The sequence below is a fragment of the Flavobacterium sp. DW-iso2 genome (assembly GCF_058725285.1).
In genome coordinates this window covers 1-18,859 of sequence record NZ_JBZXDY010000033.1, presented here as the reverse complement: position 1 = coordinate 18,859, position 18,859 = coordinate 1, and the positions used below count along the sequence as shown (strand labels likewise).

The following is an 18,859-nucleotide window of genomic DNA, read 5'->3' as shown; positions in this document are numbered from 1 at the left end:
CAGTTATTCTTTTTTTTTAAAAAATTTTGCAGGATTGCCAATATACACTCCTGGCTTAGTTATGTTTTTTGTTACTACAGCTCCCGCTCCTATTACAACGTTGTCACAAATTTCTACAGGTAAAATAGTCGCATTACTACCTATTGAAACATTCCTACCAACTATAGTTTTTTTCCAAAGACTTATATCCCCCATGGCAGGTCCACCGTTTGCAAATAAGTCATTAATAAAAACAACTCCATGTCCTACAAAACAGTCATCTCCTATTTCAACAAGCTCACAAATGAAAGTATGAGACTGAATTTTACAATTATCCCCTATTTTAACATCTTTCTGTATTTCTACGAACGGCCCGACAAATGTATTATTCCCAATAGTACAGCCATATAAATTAACTGGCTTGACTATTTTAACATCAGTTCCAAATACCACATCAGATTTTATTTGAGAATTAAAAATCAACGGTTCATTCATGAATTTAATTTTTTTGCTGACTTATAAATTTTTTCAATAATTTCAACAGTTTTCAATCCTTCAAAAGCATTCGTTGTAATGACACCGTCATTAGTCAAAACATCAACAAGATTTTCATATATTTTGTCATGATTAGACATAGACCCTTGATAGGCGCCGTAATTATTAGCAGTATTCCCTTCTGGTAAATTTTCAATCTTAAATCCCTTAATATTCTGGTATTCCAATTCGTTAAGGTATTGCCCACCGATTTTAACTGTTCCTTTTTCTCCAAAGATAGTTAACGAACCCTCCATATTTTTTCCATAACTATTAACTGTATAGTTAATGGTTCCCAATGCACCATTATTAAATTCCAATGCTACAACTCCTGTATCCTCAAATTCAATAATATTTTTATGAGCAAAATTTCCTGTTAAAGCATACGCGTTCCGAACATCTCCAATCATCCAATATAACAAGTCAACAAAATGGCTAAATTGAGTAAATAATGTACCTCCATCCATATCTTCCGTTCCTTTCCATGAATCTTTATAATAATCTTCATTTCTATTCCAGAAACAACTTAATTGAACACTATAAATCTTACCAAGTTTACCCTCATCTATAGCCTGTTTAACAGCTGCAACTGGAGGGTTAAAACGATTCTGCTTTATTGCAAAAAGTCTTTTATTCGCTTTTTCAGCTACTTGAATCATATCTCCACAATCGCTTAAATTTATAGCCATTGGTTTTTCACATATTACATGATGACCCGATTTTAATGATTCTATACTATGATTAGCATGCAAACCGTTTGGAGAACAAACAGAAACAACATCAATATTAAGATCATCAGCGCTTAACATATCATCGATAGAGTAAAAAGCTTTTGCATCATACTTTTCAGCTAATAAATCCGCTTTTTCCTTATTAATATCGCAAACTGCAACTAAATTACCATTATTGTTAATATGCTCCCCATGACGCTGAGCAATTCTTCCACATCCGATTATCGCAAAATTAATTTTCTTCATTGTGTTTATTGTTTTTGTTATTGTAAAGACATTCGTTATACGAAGTAATATATTGTTTGGCTATAATCTTTGAATCAAACATAGATTTACCAATATTACTAATTTCCAATCTGTTTTTCATAACCAATTCTTTGATTTCTTCAAGAAGACCATTCGAAGAAGTTGAATTCTCATCAACAATTAATCCCATACCATATTTTGAGATAATATCAGCTGCTGCTCCAACATTTTTATTAACTATTACAGGCAGTCCATTCACCCAATATTCAACAACTTTAGTCCCTAAACGAGTATCAGAATCTAACTGTAACGGAAGTGCATGAAAACCAATATCAGCGCAAGACAACCATTTATAAAGTTCTTTTGAATTAGATTCCGTAATATAAAAATAATCTTGAGGGATATTCGCCTTAATTAATATTTCCTCTATAGTATGCTTACTATCACTAGATAAAAATAAAAACCTAAAATTGTCACTTAATTTTGAAAATAACATCAAAATTTTAATCAATGCTTCCCTGTTCACGCCACTTACTCCCAGACTACCAGAATAAACTAAAATTATATTTTCTTGCCAGTCTAATTTAGTTCTCTTATCAATTCTTTCTTGAGCATCATAATAAATTTCTTCTGTATTTACAATTATTGAGTTAAGATGAGTCACAGAAGTAGGCTTAATACTATTGATATAAGAAACCATCGCTTCTGAAACTGCGCTATTAACTTTAGCGGTATGGATACAAAAACTTTCCTGTTTGAGCCAAAATTTATATTCTTTTGAGTTTAACTCTAGTTTCCCTGCAGCCACGTTTTCTGCTGGGTAAAGACTTCTCAAATCGAATAAAATTGGTATACTATAAACGTTAGAGGCTATAATAGTTGGCCAATAACTTCTACAATGAATTACATCTCCTTTAACCCTAACAAAAAATATACAAAAAAATTCCAACCACTTTAGAATCAAAATTGACTGCATAACACTACTTAAAGCATATCTTAATGGCGGCAATACAGGATAATATCTAATTTCCATCCGATTTGAAAGTGTGGATCGATACTCTTTTAAAATCTTTTTATGAGTTTTATATTTTATCGGACTATTAATAATTAATACTTCAAAAGTTATATTTGAATCTACCGCTAGTATCGCGTTTAATTTATTAATAACCTGATTTCTGAATAAACCAGAACCTATATCTTCAATTGTAAAATAAGTTACGTGCATTACTTTTAAAAAATTAAATTATAAATTTTCATACTTTTTTATTCTGTTTAGATTTAATATAATCCAAATTGTTGGCATCATAACTAATATGATTCTAAATTTAATATCCATTAAAAAAATTACGACAGTAAGAAATGCGACTCCACTAATTGATCTATAAATTAATCTGAAATAATAGATATAAACTAACACAAAAAGAATAAGACCAATGTTCAGGATAACAAATGACGGTCCTGAATCCACTACAGTAGGATTTATATTTGGTAAAACATAATTCGAAATATCATGAAATGGCCTTGTGGCCTCTTCATATAATGTCAAAGGACTTAAAGAATACATCCCATCTTGTCCCTCTGAGCCATAATCCTCCAAAGAAAGGTTACTTTTACTGGGGTCATCCAGTTGTAAAGTATCCCGTAACAATAAAAAAGTGCTATAAAACAAAAGAATTCTATCATAGAACAACATCGCTAGAACAAGCCCGCTAATAAACAAAGATGCTATTTTAGCAAAAGTTATTTTCCTTAAAAAAATTATTGAAAAAAATAACAGATACAAAACAATCCCAAATCTTCCTGTAACTACAGTTGCACTAAAACCTAAAAAAAGTTGAAAATACCCAAATCCATTAAACTTATAACCATTGCATCTGTATTCTCCATATAAATATAAAACTGTAAAAAAAGAAATAAAATCATAGCCAGAAAAAAGTCCCGAAATTCTAAACTCAGAGACAAATGGCTTGGCCAAAATAATATTAAAAAAAACATTTAATGGTGGATAAGCAGCACAAAGAAGAATTACAACACAATGAATAATGAAAACCCTTTGTAAAACATTTCTAAGAACTTCATAAGATATATCTAACAGAAACTTCTCGAACACTACTAGTATTAATAAAAATCTAGGAATGTAAATTATAAACCGCAATAAATATTCATTTCCTGAGAACAAGTAAAAAGGAAAAATAATTAGTGGAAAAACTATTGCCGGAAACAAATCAGTTTTTCTAAATTTTAAATCTTTATATTGAGCACACAATAAAATCAAAATCATCAAATTACTCAACAACTCAGAGCCCATTGTAAAGAGAAAGATTACAGTAAAGTACAATACATATTTATTGTTAATTTTTCTAAATTTCAACACCAATTACATTTGTAAGATTAAGAATCACCTTGCGATTTAGAAGAATTCATGAAAAATTTTATCGTCTTTTTAATTTTAGGCAAATATGTACTTTTAAGAATTTTACCATAATATGATGGGTAATCATAATATGATTTTACGGGACGATTCATAATTCCTTCAAATTGTTCAAGAGTGATTTTAAATTTTTTAATCAAATATTCTCTATCGTCTAATTGTTCCTGAACTGGATAAGGAGGTTGCTCTAATTCATCTAATGCATCTTCACGAGTAACAACACCGGCACAAATAAGACTCGACAAGTGCATCTTTCTCTTATCATAACCAAATTTTTGAGGTAAAATATAACCTTGGAAAAATTTCGTGTAAATTGACTCGTAATGTTTCCCTCCATAGTCTTTCCAGTTCAATTTTTCTGTAATCAATCTTTTAGCTTCATCCTTGTCATAATCTATAAAATTCAATATGTTCACCCATTTTTTTGAGAAAACATCTTCAAAAATGGTTAATCTATTTCCGTGAGGAAAAGTTTTAATTTTTTTTGAACCAAACTTTTTTTGTATACCTTTTATATACCCGAAATCAGAATGTCCCTGCGACCAACTTAAAGCATGATGACTCTCTGTTTTAACATTAATTCCATTTATAACATGCTTTATTTTGTGTTTTTTGGCTACCTGTCTTAATACAGAAAATATCGCGTGATCAGAAGGAACTTCAGAATCTGGAGTAGATGATTTCAAAAAGGATAATTGAATATCCTTAAACTCTTCCCAATCTATCACATGAGTATATAAATCAATATCCAATTTCTTGACAATATTTTCCATGTTAATAACTGACAATTCAGAATTCCAACCATTGTCTAAATGAACAGCTAGCGGACGTAAACCTAATTTCTCTTTTACTAAATAAGCAACGTATGTGCTATCAACACCTCCACTAAGTCCAATAATACAATCATATTCATTAGATTGACCATCTTTTTTTATTTGTTTTACTAAATCATTCAAAATATCTTGGGCTTCATTTCCTTTAGGAAGTTGAGCCATTTGCTTATCATAATGAGCACAATGGTTGCAAACGCCAACTTCGTTAAAAGTAATATCTGGATCAGTTGTGTCCATGACACATTTAGTACATATTCTATATTTTTTATTCATGATTTTAATCTTATATAAATTTATCTAACTACCAAATTTCTTTTCTATTTGGATAAGTAATTAAAACTGCTTTATGTTTCCCATGAAACACAAACATACTCCCTGCTGCAACAGCAGAAGCACCACTTTTAATCGCTTCAGAGAAGTCCGAGACTTTACCAGCACCACCCGCAGCCACAACCGGAATGGAAACAAGCTTACTCACTTGTTCTATCAGCGTACAATCATATCCTAGCATAGTGCCATCCCTATCAACAGAGTTAATTAATATTTCCCCAGCACCCAGTTTCTCCATTTGCAAAAGGGCATCACTAATGCTAATTTTTAATTTTTTAGTAGCTCCATTAGTCCAAACCTCATATTTACCAAAAATGTTCTTTTTAACATCAATAGAAATTACAATTGTTGAACTACCAAATAAACCCACAGCCTCTTTTATAAAATTTGGGTTCTCAAAAGCATAACTGTTTATACAAATTTTTTCGACTCCTAGTCTCAATATTCTTCTTATAGAATCGATATCGCTTATTCCACCACCATAACATAGCGGCATAAAGCACTCTGAAGCAATATTTGAAATTAAATCATAATCTATAGCTTTCTTTCCTCTAGAAACCATAATATCCAGAAAAATCAACTCATCAACTTCCTTATCGTTAAAAATGCGAATGGCATTAATGGGATCACCAATATATTTTGAATCTTTAAACTTAGTCGTTTTTACAAGACCATCATTTTGCAAAAGTAAAATCGGAATAACACGAGGTTTTAACATATTATATTTTAGCAAAGTTAGACAACATTTTTAATCCAAATTTATGACTCTTCTCAGGATGAAACTGGACTCCATATATATTGTTTTTTTGGAATGCACTTGTAAACGGAATACCGTAAACCGTTTTTGCAATCTCAAATTCCGGACTATTTAACTCTACATAATAAGAATGAACATGATAGTATCTTATATCTTCCAAAATTTCAAAACCTGCAAATAATGGTGAACTAAATTTTGGCAACACCTCATTCCATCCCATATGCGGTACTTTCATACTCTGTTCTTCAAACTTGAACCGCTTAACATTTGCATCAATCCAATTCAACCCATCACAATTTCCTTCCTCACTACATTTTGCCATCAACTGCATTCCTAAGCAAATCCCTAAAGCAGGAATTTGCTCATGCATTACTTTTTGATTTAAAATTGGCAACCAACCATTTTCATTAAGGACTCTCATTCCTTCCTCAAAATGACCCACTCCAGGCAGTATTATTTTTTGCGCGTCTTTACATTCTTCTGGACTATTAATTATTTCCGACTTGAATCCCAGTTTTTTAAGCATATTTTGGATGGAACCTAAATTCCCCATTCCATAATTAATAATTGATATCATAATTTATTTTCAAAAACGTTAATCCACTGGCCTATTCTTGAATTCCAGCTAGATAGTTCATATATTTTTTCCCTATTTGTTTCAACTTGACTAGAGTAATCCTCAAAACTATTTAGCATTTCTAAAATCTTTTCCTCCAAGTCATTCGCATTAAAAGACCATAATTTTATACCATTATATAAAAAATAGTCATACGGTAACCATTCGCCGGCAAGTAATACGTTTTTAGAATATAAATGCTCTTGTAATGACGCGGAAGCTGCATCTGTAGTTTGAGCATTTATAACAAAATCCGTACATATTCTGATTTTTGCAACATCCTCATCAGAAAGAAAATTATCGAAAATAACATGGTCAATTCTTAAAATATCGAGTTTGTTTTTTATTGAATTTTTATATATTGAATCTCCACCATATCCAAAAGGGATAATAATAAATATTTTATTTTTAAGCTCTTTAGGCAGGTTTGTAAACGATTCTAAAACTAACAGATGTTGTTGCGCTTCAATACCGTTATAGCCGATGGTAACCATCAATTTGTCCTCAGGTAAACTAATATTTTTCTTGAGATCCCCTTTTGCAAAAGTTGTCGCTAACTTTTCAATTAAATCTAATTTTCCAATACCGAAGCCAATATGCTTAATTTTTTGCAAAAACCTATTTTCATAATAATTTGAAAATTCCTCAGCCATTTTTGGATTAGATATAATAATTGAATCACATTTAGCAAATAACGGTTTCATTTTATTTCTTTTGTTATCTGATATTCTATAAAAATCAGAACCCCAAATACAAGTACTTACAGATTTTGCATTAGTTTTAAATGAACGAATAAAAAAAGAATAAAAAGGTAAAACATAATGGATTGAAATATGATCGACCTTTAAAGGTTTTGCAGCAAAATACATCTTATAAAATATTAGCCTAAGTATTGTTCCCAAAAATCTAACCGCACAAATTTTTCTTATTATCGAGGACTCTAAATGATAATTAATATGCTCTTTCCCATCTACAATTTTCAGAGTATACATGTCAAACATGTCAAATACCTCAACTTCTATGCCTTTTTCATTTAATAGTTTTGAAAATTCATCAATATAAGGATATGAACCTTTTATCAGGGTAATAAATAAAATTTTCATAATGATGATTTTTTTATAAATTTTGTAAATAACATATTTAATTCTATCTTATAAATTAAAATAATGCTAATTAACGACGCAAAATTTGCAATGCCACAATACCCTTTATTGGCAACAAAAGTATTTATAGAAGCTATTATTAAAACGATGGCTATGGCAATAGTTGTTTTTAAAATTTTAAAGTTTAAAGGAAAATAATAATTTGAAATCAACGTACGCATATAAAAGAAGGCAATATAAGCAAGGCCTGTAGAAATTGATGCTCCTATGGCTCCATATTTAGGCACTAAAAAAGATACCCCAAAGACGTTAACAGCTGCCGCTATTACAGATATTATAAGATGCCAGTATGTCTTATTTTTAAAATTAATACCACCAACTGTAATTTCTGACAAAGTGTACATTATCGGCATAAAAATTAAAAATGGTACAATCGTTGTGGCATTTCTATAATTTTCAGCAAAAAGAAGTATTATTAAATCCTTCATAGAAATAATTAAAATAGCCAGAATAAAAAAAATACCACTTAAACCATTGAACACATTTTGGAACATTTTTTTACTTTCAATAGAATTTTTCTCATAAGCCTCGTATGATATTGGCACCCAAAAATTAGAAAAAGTAACTTGAAGAATAGTTAAAATTGCCACTATTTTATAAGCTGCCGTATAAAGACCAATTTCATTAAAATTAGAGTAATATTTAAGTGCTATTTTATCTATACCTTCAAAAACCCATGAAATAATAAATGTCGGAACAAATGGAAGCCCATATCTTAAAATTTCAGTAATATCAGTCTTATTAATTGTTACTGCAATTTTATTCCAATATTTTCTTTCAATAAAAACTCCTATTATGGCAGCTAATGAAAATGAAAATAAACTCCCATAAATAATCGCAAGAAACGAACTTTCTACATATTTAGCGTATAAGACGATAACGCTAATGTTAACTATACTTTGAACAATTTTCAAGTTTGAGAATAACATTCCTTTTTGATTCATTCTTATCAATAAGCTAGAAAATCGTTCTATAACTCCAAAAAATAATAGTAAGGACAACAGAATTGGAACCTGCAAACTTATTCTATCAATTAGCAATACACTTATCTTCTCACCCATTATAAGTATAAGAACTATACATAAGCAAGTAAGAAATATTGGAATTACTATTGAATTAGTTAGAAGGAGCCCAATCTTATTTATATACTTTTTTTGATAAAAAAATCTTACAAAACTTTGGTCAGCTCCTAATTGAACAAAATTAATTAATAAACTAAAAGCTAAAATCACCATCGAAGCTTTACCAAATTCGTCAGGCAAAACAAGGGCAGTAATTATTGGCGTGCTTAAGAATGATAAGGCGGCAGAAATTAATCCGCCATATGAAAATTTAATAAAAAACCTAAGCGATTTACTTTGTTGCATTCAAATTATTAATTACTTCTAAAAAACATACATTTTTGCTAAAAAAAAACTTACTCATTAATTAATCTAATTAGCTTATTTATGTTAGGTATTAACATTTAATTCAAATATTTTTTTAATACCATCTTTTAACGAATATTTTGGGCTCCAATTTAATATGCTTTTTGCTCTACTATTATCAGCAACCGTATTCATAATTTCACCTTTCCGCCTTTCATTACTTGACACAATGGAATGATTTGTCCCAAGTAGTCCCTGAATTAAATTAATAATTTCTAATACTGAATAACTCTCTCCGCACCCTAAATTAAAAACATTAAAATTTCCAGCTGCTTCAATAGATAGAATTATTGCATCTGAAACATCATCTATGAAAATATAGTCTCGTTTAGGTTCTAAATCTTTCACTTTTATAATATCTGAATTTTTAATCTGAGAAATTACAGTTTGTATAAGATAATTATCTGATTGACCCGGCCCATAGATATTAAAAGGACGAATAATAACAACATCTATATTTTCATTTTTCGAAAAAAACTCACAAGTATCTTCCGCTAATTTTTTTGATAAACCGTAAGGGTTTGACGCAATAATTTTAGCACTTTCTTTTATAGGTAATATTTCTGGGTTTCCATACAAATACGAGCTAATAAAAATTAGCTTAGCATTATGCTTTTTACAATAATTAAGAGCATTTAATGTGCCGAATAAATTACACTGCAAATAATCATAATTTTTTTTCCAACTCTCGGGAACAACTGACTTTGCAGCTAAGTGTATAACAACATCAACTTTAGGGAGTTTTTCCCATGTAGTCGATAGTGCAATATCACCATCTTCACGATGTAACGCTATAACTTCATACCCGAGTGCTTGAAGTTTAGGTAATAGATTAGAACCTATAAAGCCTTTTGATCCAGTAACAAGAACTTTAGTCATTAATAAATTTTGTTTTCATTTCCCCAAATTCTTCTATAGCTTGCATATAATCATCTGGTCTACCAATATCCAACCAGTATCCATCAAAAACATTAACACTTACATTTTTTTTTTCTTTTAGCATGGCTAACATCAGGTTATCAAAACCATATAAAGAATTATAAGGAATATAACTTAAGATTTTACTGTTTATCATGTAAATCCCCATACTCACTTCAAATTTATTTACCGGTTTTTCTATAAAACCTTGAAGATTACTATTACTATCTATATCTAATACACCATAGTCAATTTTTTGATCCCTTCTGAATGATGAAATAGTAAACAATTCTTTCGCTTTTACATGGTCATCATAAAATTTTGAAAAATTTAAATCCGTTAAAATATCACCGTTCATAACTAAAAAATCATCTGGTAAATCATTAATTAATTTCAATGGCCCCATAGTTCCTAATGGTTTGTCTTCAAAAGAGTAGTCAATTAATACATTCCATTTTTTTCCATCACCAAAAAAAGCTTTAATTAATTCTGCTTGATGATTAACCGCCAATGTGATATGACTAAATCCATTTGAAACTAATTGTCTTATAACTACCTCTAAAATTGGATATTCTCCTATTGGCATTAATGGCTTTGGCAATACCACAGTATAAGGACGCAATCTAGTCCCTTTACCTCCTGCTAAAATTACTGCACGTTTAATCATAAAAATTTGTTTTTTTGCTTTATTAAAATAATATTATTTACCTTCTTTTTTTACTATAAAATTAAAAAACAATGTCACTATTTAAAGTTAACTTTACTATTTGAATCTAAAATTCGAAAATAATTTAGATTCAAAACTTTTACTTTACTAAAATAATCTCTTCTGTAGTTTTGCATTACAACGATCGATAATAAAAAATTCTACATTTTAGGATAAATAGCTAGGTAATAGCATTTTTGTGCTTCCTAAATTACTACTTAAATAATTCCAAAATTCTAAAAATTGTTAGTTGAATTGCATAAATGACTATCTTTTTTAGATTTTGCATTAAAAATTAAACTACTATATTAAAATTTAAATTAATTACATTTTTGAATCTAAATATTTCCCTGTTTCTTTATGTCCAAAATCGGTGATTAAGTCATGAAATAAGTCTACTATAGCTTCCTTAGTCCAAGAAAGCTTCGATTTCATTAAACCAATTTTTTTGCTAAAATTTACTAATTTGACCTCATCATACAAAGCTTCATTTTTTATAACCCCAAGTTTCGCAAAACGAGTCATATCTAGTATTTCGTTGTCTGTATAAAATTCTTCAAAATCTTTTTCACCAGTTGTATCACTAGCTGTAAACAAACAAGGCCATTTTTTTTGAGCAATCAATTCTTCTATATTTTCTCTAGCTTCTTCTTCTGTCGCACATAAATAAGGCTCGTACCCAATTTCAGCAAGATATCTAACTGCAATATCAGCAAAGGAAATTAAATTCAAATTCTCATCTAATTTAGGAAAAAAGACATCCCTGTTTTCTCCAAATATACAAGACATTAAACATAATTCCCCAGATTCTTTGGGTGTTACAAAATAGCGCTTGATATCGTTTGGAGCAACGATAGGTTGTCTTTTTTGGACTCTTTGATTAAATCCATGTAATAAAGAACCATCTGAAAAAGCCACATTAGCAAATCGAGCCGTTGAAACGTTTATTTCTTTACTTTTACGCATCAAATACATTTCCATGATACGCTTAGAAGCGCCCATCATATTCACAGGATTTGCTGCTTTATCAGTAGAAACGCAAAAATATTTTTTAGTACCGTTTTCAATCGATTGCTGCATTGTTTTCTCAGTGTTGAAAATATTAACATCTATCATTCGCATCAAAGTAAAAGAATCTTTTTCACTTCTAACATGCTTTAACGCCGACAAATTCAATACATAATCAAATTGACCGTCCGCTTTAATAAAAGCATCGTACTCAACCGAACCAATATCCAAAGCAAAAGTTTGAAAATCTCCTTCAATATATCCATAAGAGCTTCTCAAATCACGAACTAACTCTACCATATTATTTTCACTAATGTCAACAACATGTAATTTGAGTGGATTTCTTTTAAATATTTCTTTAGTCACAGCTTGTCCAATAGAACCTGCACCACCAATCACTAAAAAAGAAGAGCTCGCTACAATACTTGCCAATTCCCCTTTATGAATATTAATATCTCTTTCAAAAATCTCAGTATCTCTCCCTAATAAGTTGAGTATATTCATAAACTACACTTTAATCATTATATAACTAATAGTATTACTTAATTAATTTTTTTTAACACCATATCGGCAATACTTTCTCCTATCGATAAAGAAGAAGTGGCAGCTGGAGAAGGTGCATTACAAATATTAATCACGTTTTTATTTTCAAATATTAAAAAATCATCTGATAAATTACCTTTCCTGTCACAGGCTTGAGCCCTAACACCTGCATTGCCTACTTCTAAATCTTCTTTTTGTATTTCAGGAACTAATTTTTGTAAAGCTTTAGTAAATGCCGTTTTTGAATAGGAACGATACATTTCATACAATCCATCTTTCCAGTATTTCAAAGCTACTTTTTGAAACCCGGAATGACCTAAGGTTTCTAAAAGTTCTTTAAAATTAAACGTCTTATTATCGTAACCTTCTCTGGCAAATGCCAGGACAGCATTAGGTCCTGCCTCAACACCTCCATGAATCATTCTTGTAAAATGCACTCCTAAAAACGGAAAATTAGGATTAGGTACTGGATATATTAAATTATTGACTAAATACTCCTTTTCTTTTTTTAAAGTATAATACTCTCCTCTGAATGGCAAAATCTGCACATCTAATTCTGGATTTGTTAATTTTGCAATTTTATCAGAGTATAATCCCGCACAATTAATCACCAAATTTGTTTCAAAATTCCTTTTTTCTGTTTGTATTTCAGTAGTAGAGCCAATTATATTTATATCTTTAACAACACTATCAAAAACAATCTCCCCCCCTAATAATAAAAAGAGATCTAAATATTTTTGGGAAACTTCTTTATAATCAACAATTCCTGTCTGTGGAACCCAAATTCCCCCTAAACCAAAACAATGCGGTTCTATTTCCTTTATTTCCTCGTTATTAATTTTTTTTATACCTAACAACCCATTTTCAACCCCTCGTGTGTAAATAGTATCCAAGATAGGCAACTCTTCTTTAGTAGTAGCCACAATAATCTTCCCACAAAGATCAATTGAAATTTCATTTTGATTACAAAATTTTATTATTTTTTCATAACCGCTTTTGCAATTAGTAGCTTTTAAACTACCTGGTTTATAGTAGATCCCCGAATGCACAACACCACTATTATGACCTGTTTGATGAAGAGCAATATGCGATTCTTTTTCTAAAACTAGAACTTTTAATTTGCAATTAGTTTTTTTTATATTCAAAGCAGAGGATAATCCTACAATACCTCCGCCAATTATTATAATATCATACATCATTTAAATTATAATTTTACTTTTATTGATATTTATACCTATTACTCCACCACCAACTCATATAATACTATTTTCAATGCTTGAGTAAGTTATTTTTTTTTTAAAACCCTCCTAAATATCAAGAATAAAACAACTAAAAAACTGACCAAAATTCCTCCCAGCAAAATCCCCTTCGCTTTGCCAAACCTTTCCTTATGCAAAGGTAAAATAGGGCTATCAATAACCTGAATTAAAGGAGTTTCTTTACGCAAAGTTACTTTTGCAAGCTCGCTTTGTTTTACCAATTCCGTTAAAATCGCGGTATTAGCCTGCACGTCTACTTGTCTTCTAGCAGACGGAGTTCTACGTACATTTAATGCTGGATTCAAATTAAACGTATTATCATTGGCAACAGCCACTCCTGTAATAGCACCATTTAACGCTCTGCGAATAGAATCTGTTTGTCTTTCCAGCACATCCATATTCTCACGAGATTTTCTGCTTTTAGTCTCGATATAAAAATCTGAAACCTCCTTAACTAAAGCTTCGGTAAAATATTTAGCAAACAATTCGTTGGTAGAATTGACATCAATTGATATAATAGCGATTTTTTTATCTTTTTGACCTACACTTAAACCATTGGTAGATAGATCAGCATACATCACGCCTAAAATACTATCTTGAACTCGAGTATAGTCCTTACGGTCTTCATTGGGTAAAAATTGAATAGTAGCAAATTTGGGCTTGTCTTTCCAACTGTCTCGCCACCCTTGATTTTGAATATACATCTCCGCCAAAGAAATGGTTTTCCCTTCATAGGTAACTGGAGTTAATAACGTTTGCTCTACCATACTTCTAGACTTGAATAATTCAGTTAGATTAGAACCTGTAAAGATACTTCCGCCGCCGCCTCCTAAATCTAAACCGAAAGAACTCGCCAAACCCAATGCTCCACCTAGTCCACCTCCTCCTTTTTCATCTTCTAGTGCAAAAGACAAAGTCGCAGTATAAACCGGTTTTTTAATAAAAGAATAAGTTAAACCAATAGCAGCACCTATTATTCCTGCCAATACGATTATTTTCCATTGAGACAGCAAATAAGAATACCATTCTTTCGCTTTTTCAAGTAGCTCCTTTAAGGATATTTCGTCGTTTGTAATTTGTTCGTTCATTTTATACTGTTATCCGTTGTGGGGTTCTCTGCTATCCGTTTTCTGTTATCCGTTATCGGTTGTCTGTTTTCGGTTTTCTGTTTTCGTCTGTTGATGCGAGATTGTTTATGATTGAATTGACTGTTGTCTGTTTTTGTTTTCTATTCTCTGTTCTCTGTTTTCGTATGCTGATGCTCGATTAGATGTAATCCGATACGGCGCTTTCTGGAAAACCGATAAGTCATAACTGATAACTACTCTCTTTTTTCTGTTCTCTGTTTTAGTATGTTGAGTCGAGAATATATGTAATCCGATACCAGGCTTTCCGGTAAACCGCTAACCGATAACTGTTTTCTGTTTCGTCTGTTGATAAGAGACTCTATTTAATCGGATAGTACTTATTTCGGAAAACTGATAACTGATAACCGATAACTCATAAATGACAACCCACAACAGAAAACCGCCAACTCACAACGGCATATTCTATTTAAAAGCAGTAACAATCAACAGCGCCAAACTAGCAATAACACTTCCTATACTGACCAATTCTCCTGTACTCATCTTTTTGACTTCCGGTTTCTCAGGAACTATAATTTGCGATCCTGGTGTTACCTTTGGATAAGATTTAAAAAATAGAAACGAATGAGCTACAGCCGCTTTTCCATTAGGATAAATAATATAGGCCTTTTTCTTCCACCCTTTAGCATCTACTCCCCCAACGGAACTCAGGTAATAACCAAAACCTCTTCCTTTTTCATAAGGAATCTCCGAAGTCAACAAGACATTTCCTGTCACCTTAACCCCCTCATTAAAAGCAGCTACTTCAATTTCGTCCCCTGGAAACAGGATGACATTGGTATTGTTATTTGGGTTTTTAACAATCGACTTCCAGTCGACCGGTATGGTAGCATACTTCACTACCTCATTCATCTTCTTAAAGGAACTATTTTGAATACTGTCCTTCACTCTATTACTTATACTATCCCTAACCGCTACTGGTAACTTTTCTTTCTTTATTGCCCCTAATTTCAAATCGATGCTTTCAATTTCTTCAATTTGTTTGGCTTTGATCGGTCTTTTTATTTTCACCCCTGCTACATTAGCTAACGAGGTCAAACCGCCCGCTCTTTGCACCACATCATAAACCCTGTCTTTCTTTGTCGCCAAGACGTATTTACCAGCATAATTTACCGCTCCACTGATGGTTACCATCTCAGGTTTCTCGTAAAAAGCCATTTTACGAACATTGACCACGTCAAAGGGTTGCAAAGCAAAATTCTTTAACTGCTCATTGTGCGCCGCATCAATCTCTAGATTAAATAGCTGAACCTTATTAGGATTCGCATCGTCAATTTCTTCTGATACTATCATTCTAGCCACTTCCACTCTTTTAGAAGCAGAACCAGTTAACCCCCCAGCTTGAATTAATAAATCGTTCAAGGTCAGTCCCTCATGATAATCATATACATCGGGATCTTTTACTTCTCCATCAATGGTGATCTTAAACTTTTCCACGAAATCTAAAACGGAATATACCGTCACCTTATCTTCTCTTCTTAATGTAAGATCAGACTCTAAATCGCCTTGTAACGCTTTTGCCAAGTCGACATTGACTATTTCTGTTGTTAAATCTGATTTTAATCGAATGATACGCGCTCTATTGCTATACGCATCTTCTTTCAATCCATCCGCTTTTGCAATCAAATCAGAGACACGCATCCCTTCATAAAAAGAATAGGTATTAGGTCTAAATACAGCTCCGTCAATTTTGATACGATTCTCAAATCGGTTTAAAATTTTAGTCACCTTAAACACATCTCCAGACAAGGGCTGATACGTATTGAAATCGGAATCCTTTATATCCAGCACTCTAAATTCTTTCCCTGTTTTTTGCAATACATTTACCGCGGCCGTATAAGCAAAATCATTAAATCCAGAAGCAAACGACAATAAATCAGAGAAGGACTCTTCTTTTTTTATTTCAAAAATCCCTGGGCGTTTTACTTCCCCTTCAACCGTAACTCTTTGCGTATAAGCTGGAATTCTAATAACATCATTATCTTTTAGTCCTATATTGCTCGATTGGTCCCCCTTCACTAAAAAATCATAGATATCAACCGTTCGGTACAATTTGTTATTTCGAATCAATTCTATATTTCTATAACTACCATTTTCACCAGGACCTCCCGCTAAAAACAACGCATTATATACGGTTGCTAAAGAGGAGATCGAATAATTTCCCGGTTGCTTACCTCCTATTATAGTTACTTTAATGGTTCGAATGCGACTCAAACTAACACTCACCTGAGATTGTCCAGAAGGTACCGTACTGTACACTCTTGAAATCGCCGCTTTTATTTTTTGAGTTGCCGATTCAATGGTCATTCCTGAAACGACTATTTCTCCAACATATTGAATACTTATTTTTCCTTCAATAGTAACAGGGGTGCTCGCATTAAATTCTTGAACACCGTATACACTTATTTGTAATTCATCCCCCGGTCCTAAGATATAATTTACAGGTGTAGCTAATTTTAAATTAGGTTCAAAATTTAAAGTAGGATTATCAAATAGCTGAGACCCATAAATAAGTGAATTAATCGAATCCTTGACTTTGTTATTGATGATTTTTTCCTGCGCTCTTCCATATTCCTGTTCTTGGTCATTAGACTCATTCCCATCCTTATCATATGGCTTTACAACCTCTTTTTTTGAAGTAGGCATCGCTAATCTTTCCTTTAATTTAGCAAATTCACTAGCAGGCATCCCTTTAGCCAAAGCCATCTGTCTTGCTTGATCTATAGTTACGTTATTACTTTGCAACTGCGCTTTTATTTTCGAAATATCACTATCTGACAAGTAATCTACTTTCAAGGTACTTAAATCAGTACTTTTTAATAAATCTTGTGCAGTGGCAGTTGATGATTGAAAAAGAGCAATAAGCAAGACGATTACAGTAATAATTTTTTTCATATTCAATTTATTAGAATTCAAATCTAAAGAATAATTCGTTTTTTAAAGTGTTTTATTAGCAAAAAACGTACAAAACCGTTTGTTTTTACTACGGCTCCGCCCTAGCGACTCCCATAAGGGACGCACTAAATTTTTTTAAGGTTGCAAAAATAGATTAAATAAAAACAATTGCGGTCTTTTACTTAACATTTTATCGCTATGCTAAAAACACTATTTTATTAGAATACAAAAGGCAAACTAACCATTAAAAAATCAATCATACCGCTATTTTTCTATGATAACGATAAAACATAAATTTGAAATATGGCTTAGTCTCATTTTTACGCTCTCCTTCGCTTTGACAAACCGCTATAAAAATAGTAACACCAATAGCAAAATCAATCTTTTCGGCAAATATAGCCACTATATAGCACTTAAAAAATTCCTCCTTTAAGTATTGAAAAGGCAAAGTCCGATAAAGCGCTAAAAAAGTAAACTAACTAACTATAAAGTAATCAGATACAGCACTAAAAAAACACACCCACAAAAATAAAATATCACCAAATTTAGTGATATAAAAACCTATATTTTTCTAAGAGATTATCCCCATCTTTTGGTCGTCTTACCCACTTACAATTTGATAACAGTGACCGCCTATCACTTTAAGTAGTAAAGAACAAATCCAGAGATTGCATTAGATACTTTTTACTAGCGTCCAAAAATCAGAGCCCTCCCTTTAAACCCAGGAAAAATAAATGATTTTTAAAACACTCTCGTTCCAAAAATCATCTGGCCCCCTTTAGGGTCGGGGAAAAACAAATGATTTCCTAAAACACTCTCCCTCCAAAAATCATTTGGCTCCCTTTAGGGTCGGGGAAAAACAAATGATTTCTAAAACACTCTCCCTCCAAAAATCATTTGGCTCCCTTTAGGGCCGGGGAAAAACAAATGATTTTTAAAATACTTAACCAAATCTCCCTTTAGACCCAAGAAAAACAAATGATTTTTAAAACACTCTCGCTCCAAAAATCATTTGGCTCCCTTTAGGGCCGGGGAAAAACAAATGATTTTTAAAATCTTCGAAAATCAGCCTTTACAACATTCTCTAATTTCATCCAACACACATTCTATCTCGGTGATTACTTGTTCATTTGTAAAACGAATAACCCTTAACCCTTGAAAATTCAAAAAATCAGTTCGTTTTTGATCTTTTTCAATTTGCTCTAAAGCCGAATGATACGCGCCATCCACTTCAATGATAAGTTTATGTTGATGACAATAGAAATCTACAATATAGATACCAATTGGGTGCTGTCGTCTAAATTTTAATCCTTGAAATTGATTTGATTTTAATCGCTC

Annotated in this window: 16 protein-coding genes; all 16 read right to left on the bottom strand. The window is 31.6% G+C overall.

The genetic code is table 11. The features are described from left to right. Positions 1-3: 3 nt before the first annotated feature. Entirely contained in the window at positions 4-474 is a 471-nt protein-coding gene (locus AC4PRO_RS16535) for an acyltransferase (protein ID WP_492118165.1), read from the bottom strand. Continuing rightward, positions 471-1,490 (bottom strand): Gfo/Idh/MocA family protein, encoded by a 1,020-nt coding sequence (locus AC4PRO_RS16530; RefSeq protein ID WP_492118164.1) that lies wholly within the window; start codon positions 1,488-1,490, stop codon positions 471-473. Before AC4PRO_RS16530 ends, AC4PRO_RS16535 begins: the two co-directional genes overlap by 4 nt. Then, entirely contained in the window at positions 1,477-2,715 is a 1,239-nt protein-coding gene (locus AC4PRO_RS16525) for a glycosyltransferase (RefSeq protein WP_492118163.1), read from the bottom strand. Before AC4PRO_RS16525 ends, AC4PRO_RS16530 begins: the two co-directional genes overlap by 14 nt. 18 nt (positions 2,716-2,733) lie before the next feature. Beyond that, the gene (locus AC4PRO_RS16520; RefSeq protein ID WP_492118162.1) at positions 2,734-3,600 is read right to left on the bottom strand and encodes a hypothetical protein; all 867 of its coding nucleotides are present in this window, start codon (positions 3,598-3,600) and stop codon (positions 2,734-2,736) included. A 281-nt stretch (positions 3,601-3,881) separates the two neighbouring features. Then, positions 3,882-5,027, bottom strand: coding sequence for an N-acetyl sugar amidotransferase (locus AC4PRO_RS16515; protein WP_492118161.1), 1,146 nt, complete (start codon positions 5,025-5,027; stop codon positions 3,882-3,884). Positions 5,028-5,055: 28 nt separating this feature from the next. Beyond that, positions 5,056-5,802 (bottom strand): AglZ/HisF2 family acetamidino modification protein, encoded by a 747-nt coding sequence (locus tag AC4PRO_RS16510; protein WP_492118160.1) that lies wholly within the window; start codon positions 5,800-5,802, stop codon positions 5,056-5,058. A gap of 1 nt (position 5,803) precedes the next feature. Next, positions 5,804-6,418 carry an imidazole glycerol phosphate synthase subunit HisH gene (hisH, locus tag AC4PRO_RS16505; RefSeq protein WP_492118159.1) on the bottom strand — a complete coding sequence of 205 codons (615 nt, stop codon included), beginning with the start codon at positions 6,416-6,418 and terminating at the stop codon, positions 5,804-5,806. Then, positions 6,415-7,560 (bottom strand): glycosyltransferase family protein, encoded by a 1,146-nt coding sequence (locus tag AC4PRO_RS16500; protein ID WP_492118158.1) that lies wholly within the window; start codon positions 7,558-7,560, stop codon positions 6,415-6,417. The genes hisH and AC4PRO_RS16500 overlap by 4 nt, the downstream gene beginning before the upstream one ends. Then, positions 7,557-8,987 (bottom strand): lipopolysaccharide biosynthesis protein, encoded by a 1,431-nt coding sequence (locus AC4PRO_RS16495; RefSeq protein WP_492118157.1) that lies wholly within the window; start codon positions 8,985-8,987, stop codon positions 7,557-7,559. The genes AC4PRO_RS16500 and AC4PRO_RS16495 overlap by 4 nt, the downstream gene beginning before the upstream one ends. An 84-nt stretch (positions 8,988-9,071) precedes the next feature. Then, positions 9,072-9,926: an NAD-dependent epimerase/dehydratase family protein gene (locus AC4PRO_RS16490; protein ID WP_492118156.1), complete on the bottom strand. Its 855-nt coding sequence runs from the start codon at positions 9,924-9,926 to the stop codon at positions 9,072-9,074. Then, positions 9,919-10,632, bottom strand: a complete 714-nt coding sequence (locus AC4PRO_RS16485) for a sugar phosphate nucleotidyltransferase (RefSeq protein ID WP_492118155.1) — start codon at positions 10,630-10,632, stop codon at positions 9,919-9,921. The genes AC4PRO_RS16490 and AC4PRO_RS16485 overlap by 8 nt, the downstream gene beginning before the upstream one ends. Positions 10,633-10,995: 363 nt before the next feature. Next, a complete protein-coding gene (locus AC4PRO_RS16480; RefSeq protein WP_492118154.1) occupies positions 10,996-12,183 on the bottom strand; it encodes a UDP-N-acetylglucosamine 4,6-dehydratase in 1,188 nt (395 codons plus the stop codon). Between the two features lie 38 nt (positions 12,184-12,221). Further along, entirely contained in the window at positions 12,222-13,418 is a 1,197-nt protein-coding gene (gene lhgO, locus AC4PRO_RS16475; protein WP_492118174.1) for an L-2-hydroxyglutarate oxidase, read from the bottom strand. A gap of 89 nt (positions 13,419-13,507) precedes the next feature. Then, the gene (locus AC4PRO_RS16470; RefSeq protein WP_492118153.1) at positions 13,508-14,569 is read right to left on the bottom strand and encodes a Wzz/FepE/Etk N-terminal domain-containing protein; all 1,062 of its coding nucleotides are present in this window, start codon (positions 14,567-14,569) and stop codon (positions 13,508-13,510) included. 462 nt (positions 14,570-15,031) lie between these two features. Next, positions 15,032-17,521 carry an SLBB domain-containing protein gene (locus AC4PRO_RS16465; RefSeq protein WP_492118152.1) on the bottom strand — a complete coding sequence of 830 codons (2,490 nt, stop codon included), beginning with the start codon at positions 17,519-17,521 and terminating at the stop codon, positions 15,032-15,034. A gap of 1,065 nt (positions 17,522-18,586) precedes the next feature. After that, positions 18,587-18,859 (bottom strand): endonuclease domain-containing protein (locus AC4PRO_RS16460; protein ID WP_492118151.1); only part of this gene is annotated, 273 nt, incomplete at its 5' end.

Excerpts from the sequence above, each read along its gene's own strand:
- AC4PRO_RS16535 (WP_492118165.1), bottom strand. The coding sequence starts at position 474 with ATGAATGAACCGTTGATTTTTAATTCTCAAATAAAATCTGATGTGGTA.
- AC4PRO_RS16530 (WP_492118164.1), bottom strand. The coding sequence starts at position 1,490 with ATGAAGAAAATTAATTTTGCGATAATCGGATGTGGAAGAATTGCTCAG.
- AC4PRO_RS16525 (WP_492118163.1), bottom strand. The coding sequence starts at position 2,715 with ATGCACGTAACTTATTTTACAATTGAAGATATAGGTTCTGGTTTATTC.
- AC4PRO_RS16515 (WP_492118161.1), bottom strand. The coding sequence starts at position 5,027 with ATGAATAAAAAATATAGAATATGTACTAAATGTGTCATGGACACAACT.
- AC4PRO_RS16510 (WP_492118160.1), bottom strand. The coding sequence starts at position 5,802 with ATGTTAAAACCTCGTGTTATTCCGATTTTACTTTTGCAAAATGATGGT.
- hisH (WP_492118159.1), bottom strand. The coding sequence starts at position 6,418 with ATGATATCAATTATTAATTATGGAATGGGGAATTTAGGTTCCATCCAA.
- AC4PRO_RS16500 (WP_492118158.1), bottom strand. The coding sequence starts at position 7,560 with ATGAAAATTTTATTTATTACCCTGATAAAAGGTTCATATCCTTATATT.
- AC4PRO_RS16495 (WP_492118157.1), bottom strand. The coding sequence starts at position 8,987 with ATGCAACAAAGTAAATCGCTTAGGTTTTTTATTAAATTTTCATATGGC.
- AC4PRO_RS16490 (WP_492118156.1), bottom strand. The coding sequence starts at position 9,926 with ATGACTAAAGTTCTTGTTACTGGATCAAAAGGCTTTATAGGTTCTAAT.
- AC4PRO_RS16485 (WP_492118155.1), bottom strand. The coding sequence starts at position 10,632 with ATGATTAAACGTGCAGTAATTTTAGCAGGAGGTAAAGGGACTAGATTG.
- AC4PRO_RS16480 (WP_492118154.1), bottom strand. The coding sequence starts at position 12,183 with ATGAATATACTCAACTTATTAGGGAGAGATACTGAGATTTTTGAAAGA.
- lhgO (WP_492118174.1), bottom strand. The coding sequence starts at position 13,418 with ATGTATGATATTATAATAATTGGCGGAGGTATTGTAGGATTATCCTCT.
- AC4PRO_RS16470 (WP_492118153.1), bottom strand. The coding sequence starts at position 14,569 with ATGAACGAACAAATTACAAACGACGAAATATCCTTAAAGGAGCTACTT.
- AC4PRO_RS16465 (WP_492118152.1), bottom strand. The coding sequence starts at position 17,521 with ATGAAAAAAATTATTACTGTAATCGTCTTGCTTATTGCTCTTTTTCAA.